The sequence below is a fragment of the Paenibacillus sp. KS1 genome (assembly GCF_001680695.1).
Lineage (GTDB): Bacteria > Bacillota > Bacilli > Paenibacillales > Paenibacillaceae > Paenibacillus_B > Paenibacillus_B suaedae.
The window spans coordinates 1-6,559 of the sequence record NZ_MAIS01000154.1; the positions used below are offsets into that span (position 1 = coordinate 1).

The 6,559-nt window shown below is 43.3% G+C and carries 2 protein-coding genes; both read right to left on the reverse strand.

The annotated features are described in order from the left end of the window. Positions 1-79: 79 nt before the first annotated feature. Complete coding sequence (locus tag BBG47_RS26855) at positions 80-5,275, reverse strand: InlB B-repeat-containing protein (RefSeq protein WP_065294296.1); 5,196 nt, start codon at positions 5,273-5,275, stop codon at positions 80-82. A gap of 100 nt (positions 5,276-5,375) precedes the next feature. Continuing rightward, positions 5,376-6,326, reverse strand: a complete 951-nt coding sequence (locus BBG47_RS26860) for a hypothetical protein (RefSeq protein WP_065294297.1) — start codon at positions 6,324-6,326, stop codon at positions 5,376-5,378. Between the last annotated feature and the right edge of the window lie 233 nt (positions 6,327-6,559).

Here is a 6,559-nt window from a genome sequence, read left to right on the forward strand (position 1 = left end):
AGGGAAGCAGGAGGTAAATCCTGCTTCCCTATGAATTAGGAATGCCGCTATAGATTCTAGAGGTTATCCATTCTATCTTCTAATCTCGTGATAATACCGAATAAACCTTCTCCGAGCTGTCTTGTGTAGTTGCCTCATCATACACAGTTGCCGTAACCGTTTTTTGATTCATCATTGCGCCTTTAGGGACTTCCAAACCCAATAGATCTTCCTCTACAGTTAGTTCTTTATCTCCAAGCCATTTCGCATATAATACGATATCGCTTGTAACCCTATCAGTAGCGAAATTCCACGCATCTTTTAATTCTGCATCTCGGTACCAGCCACCGAATTTAATTTCAGCTTTGGTTGGTGCTGTCGGCTCGGTAATTGTCCCCCCTATATCAGCGAACTTCTTCGTAACTTCACTGCCACCATTGGAATCAAAAGTTACCACATAAGGGTTGTGTACGCCGATCGAAGGCGTCCTGTCGCCAAGTGGATTACCGAAGAAGTCCGTTCTCTCTGTCATATGAGGCAGAGCGTTCGCACGATCAACATACGGGCTTATTACCTTGACACCTGAACCATAGGCTATGTTGTCGCCATCGGCAATTCGGAATCCATTCATCACGCTGTAATCAAGCTTAGCATCAACGGTTCCACTGCTGGCAATCCAATGTTCCGGTGCAATCTTATAATCTTTCAATATGGAATATAGTTCATTTTCCGTTACGTAGCGGTTGGCAGCTGTTGTTACACTTGCACCTAAATATCCGCCCCCGCCTGCGTTCATACTTCCAAAAAGATTAGCTGGATAGACAATGTTGTTCGTAAACCGTCCGGCTTTAAATGGAGCGGATGTTCCGCCGCCTTTTAGACCAACGCTTCTGTTAGCACCAGTATAAGCAAATATGTTATTTTGGAAGTAAATATGCAGGTTGGAGGCCGCTGGGTCAAACACTAACGAACTGTTATTCTTCAATGGAGAGATGATGATATTGTTATAGAATAATCCGCTTAATTCTTCGCTTGTTGAAGAACCTCCCGCAAGTAATACAAGACTGTTATAACTCTTGTTAAAATCCGGGCTACGACCGTCGTTCACGCTAATGTTATAGCGAACGATGTTGCCCTTGGCAGCATTCATCTGCAAGTACCAACCGCCATAGTTGTTCCGGCTGTAGTTATATTCATACACATTGTCCTGACAATAATTGTCGATATCCCAAGCCATACCGTCATTACTTGCATGATAAGGGTTATCTACAGCTTCATTGTAGCGGAAAATCGTGCCTTTACTTGCCATAATCCAAGCTGCGGCATAGTTCTGTGAACCAAGATATGTTGGTGTTGTATTATTTGAACCCCAGTTCGGTACCAGTTTACCGCTCTTATCGCTTAAATAGCTGTATCCACTGTCCGTAACGACATTTCGTTCTACAAGGGAATTGTTCCCGCCGGACAGAACAATGCCATCTCCAACCGAACTAGAAACCCAGTTGTTTCTAAATACAGCGTTTGATGCCCAAGGATAGCTTGAATTGCTCCAAGTGAGGCCCGTGTTGTTAGTCCCCGGGTTGTTTGGCCCATAAGCATTGTTGCGAATACCTTCATTATCGCAACGAAGGGTCTTATTGCCTTCAACCCTTACATCTACATAACCATTAATAATGATACCGCCGGATATCTTACTCGCTCCATTCGCTTGATGCAGTCCATTTACATCATGAACATAGTTGTCTCGAATGACAATTCCTTGCATACGAGCATCAGCATAATCCTGAATGTTAAATTGACCTTGTCCCAACTTGGATATACGAGACATCACTGCAATACCGGAGCGGCCGTCACCTGCTGTAGTTCCGATGTTCGTGACTTCGATTCCACTGACTACCCAATAATTGACGTCGTACAACTCAATTGTACCGTTTAAGGAAATACCTGATGGGCTTGACGCAGTTCCTCCACCATTAATAATCGGTCGTTGGTTAGGATCGGTCGTATTATATTTAGTAAGTGTAATCGGATTTCTTTCTTCACCGTTGCCGCGCAGTCTGATTTGTTCATTCCATACGCTGTTTGCATCCAAATAGATGGTTGAGCCTGGAAGGAAAACGTTTTCATTTATTTTGGAAATTGATTTCCATGCTGTCTTCGGTGTGCGTCCATCGGCACTATCATCACCGTTATTGGAGAAATAATAATCACGGACTTCACGAGATGCAATGTTCAACTCGAAAGTAATTTCAGCAGGGTTCAGGTCGAGTCTAACGGTATATTTTCCTGGCATAATGTTGTTTCTTACAAATGCTTGTTTGTTAATCGTTAATACATTGCCGCTAACCGTATAATCCACAGCTTGTTCTAAGGTTGCATTCCCGATTTTCACGCCAGCTAGATCCGCTAAATCAGGATTCACGGTAATTTTATAATCTTCCAAACCAAGAACATAAGTGCTGTCTTCGGAGTGAGTATACACTTTAGGTAAGAGTTTTAATGTAACAGATGCTGTTGCTGTTTGGGCTGTTACTGCACTATCCATGACATATACGTCATCGATAAAATGCTTGTTCTGTATATCTCTCATCGTTCCGGCTTTATTGCCCCAGTTCGTAGCAAGTTGCAACGCATCAATCTTAAGAACATTGTTCGCTACATTAGTATTAAATGCGCTCCCATCTGCCATTTGTCTCTTTATTACTTGTCCATCAATTTTATAGGTTGTTCCCGTTGATGTAACGAACCATTGGAATTTATGCCAGCCTTTGCTGCGCTTCACGTCGACTGGATAGAACCTTCCCGTCGATCCGATTCTAACTGCGTAGTTGGTCTGGTTCGCCACCCAGTTGCCATCCGCATTCCCATAATTTATGGTGATATGTTCATTCGCGGACGGAGTAAAGCCAAATACCGCGTGATCACCGGATGATACCCCACCATCGTCGTAGTACCAGGCAGTGACGATTGTTGTCTTGCCGGCTTTAGGGGCGTAATTATAGGTTTCTGGGACAGTAGCAACCTGGCCAGCGCCACTCGTTGTCGCAGCCCTTGCTCCTGTGCGGGACATCACGTCACTCTGGACGTACCCGTTCTCACCAGTCGTAAACTTCTTATCCCCTTCAAATCCATCGTAGAACATCGTGTCCGCCTTATTGAAGTAATCAACGCTGACATTCACCGTTACGACTTCGTTCTCTGTTGGAACATAGCCTTTCTTAACTGTTACGAATCCATCAGCATCAACTTCGATCTTATCCTTGTCTTTCTCTGCTGGGGTGAAGCTAATGTTATCAGCTACGAACATATCGGCAGTATCAACGATTAGCCGCTGACGCTCTCCTGCCTGTAAAATTTCGTTCTGACGGATTAACGCAATCTTAGCTGAATATGCTGCACTCTCCCCTGATTCATCAGAATCTAAGAAACGTGTTGTTGCGCTTCCAATCGCTCTAACTTTAAACGTATCATCAAAGCTCGGGGACAGAGCTACATCAATACTAGTCGCTGCGACGGGACTTCCTTTTGCAATTCCGTTACTGAAGAGCTGAACCGAATACGCAGATGCATGAGCAACGCTTTCCCAAGTAGCATAGGAACCGTTCCATCTACCATTTGCCGGTGTAGATAAGTTCTCTATCGTTAATATTCCGTTAGCTGTAACTTCTTCACTTATGTTCTTTTCTGTATTCATGACAATAGCTGAAACGGTGTAATTACCCGCTCCCAATGCCCTCGCATATGGCAGAACATGATGTCTTTCATGATTGTTAAGCTGGTCGGGCCCCCCATTTTTAGATAAATAATAACCAACGGGTCCACCATCTTTGAACAGTGTTACAAGAGTATCCCCGTAATTGGAACTGCCTGTATAAATCCCTGTGTTCGGGTCAAGCGTCGGGTTAATTGGCGCATTTACCTGTGTATTTGTCTGAATCAACAACGGCGCAGCTTGAGATTTTACAACAGCTCCCTCTGCCGAAGTCACTAGGCAATAATAGAACTTTCCTTGCTGTGAAGCTGAGTCAACATTTGTCAGCATTAATACCGCATCTTTGGCTCCGACGACTTCCTCCCCGTTTAACCCTGTTTCGTCGTTAGATACATACCATTGGTATGATGCAGCAGCGGCTGATGTCGTAACGCTAAATGTTGCTGTCTCGCCTAGGTTAACTTTTGCCGCTACTGGTTGAGTGATAATTTCCAAATCTGACACTCCACCTGGAGGTGTTAACTTCAATGTTAATGTTCTAGTACCCGTTACTGTAGCAACGTCTTTAACAACATAAAAATCGTCAATAAGATGTTTGTTAGTAACGTAAGAAATGTTGCCTGATTGGTTATTCCACCCTCCAGCAATTTTAGGCTGAATGGTTGTACCGCTCTTCATCGCTTTGTAGATATCATACTTTGCTGAATCAGGAATTGGAATTCCGTCAATTTGCAAAGTTGCACCATTCGGTGTAATGAGCCACTCAAATTTATGCCAGCCTGTGGAGCGTTCAACCCCGCTGTCTTTCCAACGTTTCGCTGCTGGGCCGGCTGATGATGGTGCAAATGCCCAAGTATATTTTGTCGGGTTATGAATAACGTCGACCTGTGAACTTTGATAGAATGTCCCGGCGAAGGTCGCGTTTTTACCATCCAAAATCGCAAATTGGGTTCTGGCAGTCGCTGTCTTCTCCTCATCCGGATACGGGTCGTAATACCATGCCGTCATTTTAAAGTTGCTTCCGGCTGGCAGAGCCACGTCTTGGCTTACATTCTCCGTATTCGTTGAACTTGTTGCTGTAATCGCTTTCAAACCAGTTCGCGACTGAGCATCAGACAGTGTGAATGATGAACCAAGTTTGCTCGTTGCTGTCAGCGGACCATTGTTGTTCTCGAAGTCCTCCATGAATAACACATCTGAGTCATGATAATAACTCGTCGTGGCTGTGATCGTCACTGGGATGCCTGGATCACCCGGGGCCGCAAATGTATAACCATTTGCTAATGTAATGTTTCCGTTATCATCAACAGTCAGTAAATTCGAATTGCTTGAATCATAACTGAACGCATCGATAACCGGCCCTTTAATCAGATTGCTTAATGGTGCACCTTTGTAAGTAAGGTTCACTCTGCCTGCATGATCCGTCGCTTGTGTCAGTTCTAATACAACTGAGTCAAAAGATTCAACCACTCTCTCTGCAGCCGAAACGTCAGGTACAGGCACTAAACCAGTCAGACCTGAGAATGTCAATGTTGCTGCCGTAACAATCGATAAAGCTTTTTGCATCCATTTGGATCGTCTCATCTGGCAATCTCCTTTTCTATGAATTCATATTTATATAAATCTGAACCTATGAGAACCAAAATAGATTCAGATTTATATAAACGTAAGAATAGAATTTAACCTATTTCACTTCTAATTCATTGAATTGATTGCCGTTATACACAATCTTCGCCTTATCAGTTCTAGATGCAATCAACGCCCGCAAGTCAAGTTCAGCCCGCCCGTATATCATGGAATCTTTCACTTTTTCCAGTGTAAGGTTGGTTATTTCCGGCTTTGTCATTAATGTGGCGATGACATCCTCACCCATGTATTTACCGATTACCGTCTCACCTACAGAGGCGGCCGCCAATGACTCCCAAAAGTGTAGAGATTCAGTATCATCCTTGGATATATCCAATCGATTTAGTACTTTCTCTTCCATTGCTTGTCCAGTTCCTGCGAGCATGACCGTTAATTCATCAGCAGTGCGAACATATTCTGCGCTCCTTGAAGCATATTCATCTTGTAACTCAGCATCGCCCATTTTCGTTTTTTGGACCTGGGTCTCAACCAACTCCGGCCAACGGGCGCCACTTACATATTGCATGTATTGGTATAAATCTAACTCAGGTAAACCGTAGTAAGTATCCCCTATATCCTCCATCTCAGCCCGCTTCTTGTTTTCGTCCTCCATGTCGGATTTCAGCTCGTCAAAACTTTTGTATGGTGCAATATCCCGCTCGTCAGCAATAATTTGCTCCTGTTTAACTCTTAGCAATGCAGTCATCGCAGATTTTTTGGCATACTCAGATGGTGTTTCCTGATTTTTTCCGTATTGACGTGTCCAGAAACCTTCATCTACTTGCGCACCATAGGTTCTGTAGAAATAATCTACTGTTACCGCTCTCTGGTCGTTGATATAAAATAGAAATTCTTCATCTGTCACAGCGTATCCATCCACTGTAAACAACCAATTCTCAGGCAATGCAGCTTTTTTGTTAGTTAAAATTATCATGAATACAGCAAGTACAATTAGTATTATGGCTGTAAACCATATGATCACTGTTGGTTTTCGTCTTGTAAAACCCATATCAACCCACCTTTCTAATATGCAACTAGCTCAGGACAGGTAATGGTCATAGATGATAAGAATAAAACATTCGTTGAAAACGCTTTTATTAATAAATATATCTATTTTCATATGACCGACCAATTTCATATTTTGACCTTTCTCAGACGATTTTGACCGGATACTCCCCCCATAAGACAAAAGAAATGAACGCAATGGTTCATTTCTCAGATTGTTGAGAAACCCTGTCTTTT

What these genes read in the sequence shown, in the direction of transcription:
- BBG47_RS26855 (WP_065294296.1), bottom strand. Translation starts at nt 5,275, where the DNA reads ATGAGACGATCCAAATGGATGCAAAAAGCTTTATCGATTGTTACGGCA.
- BBG47_RS26860 (WP_065294297.1), bottom strand. Translation starts at nt 6,326, where the DNA reads ATGGGTTTTACAAGACGAAAACCAACAGTGATCATATGGTTTACAGCC.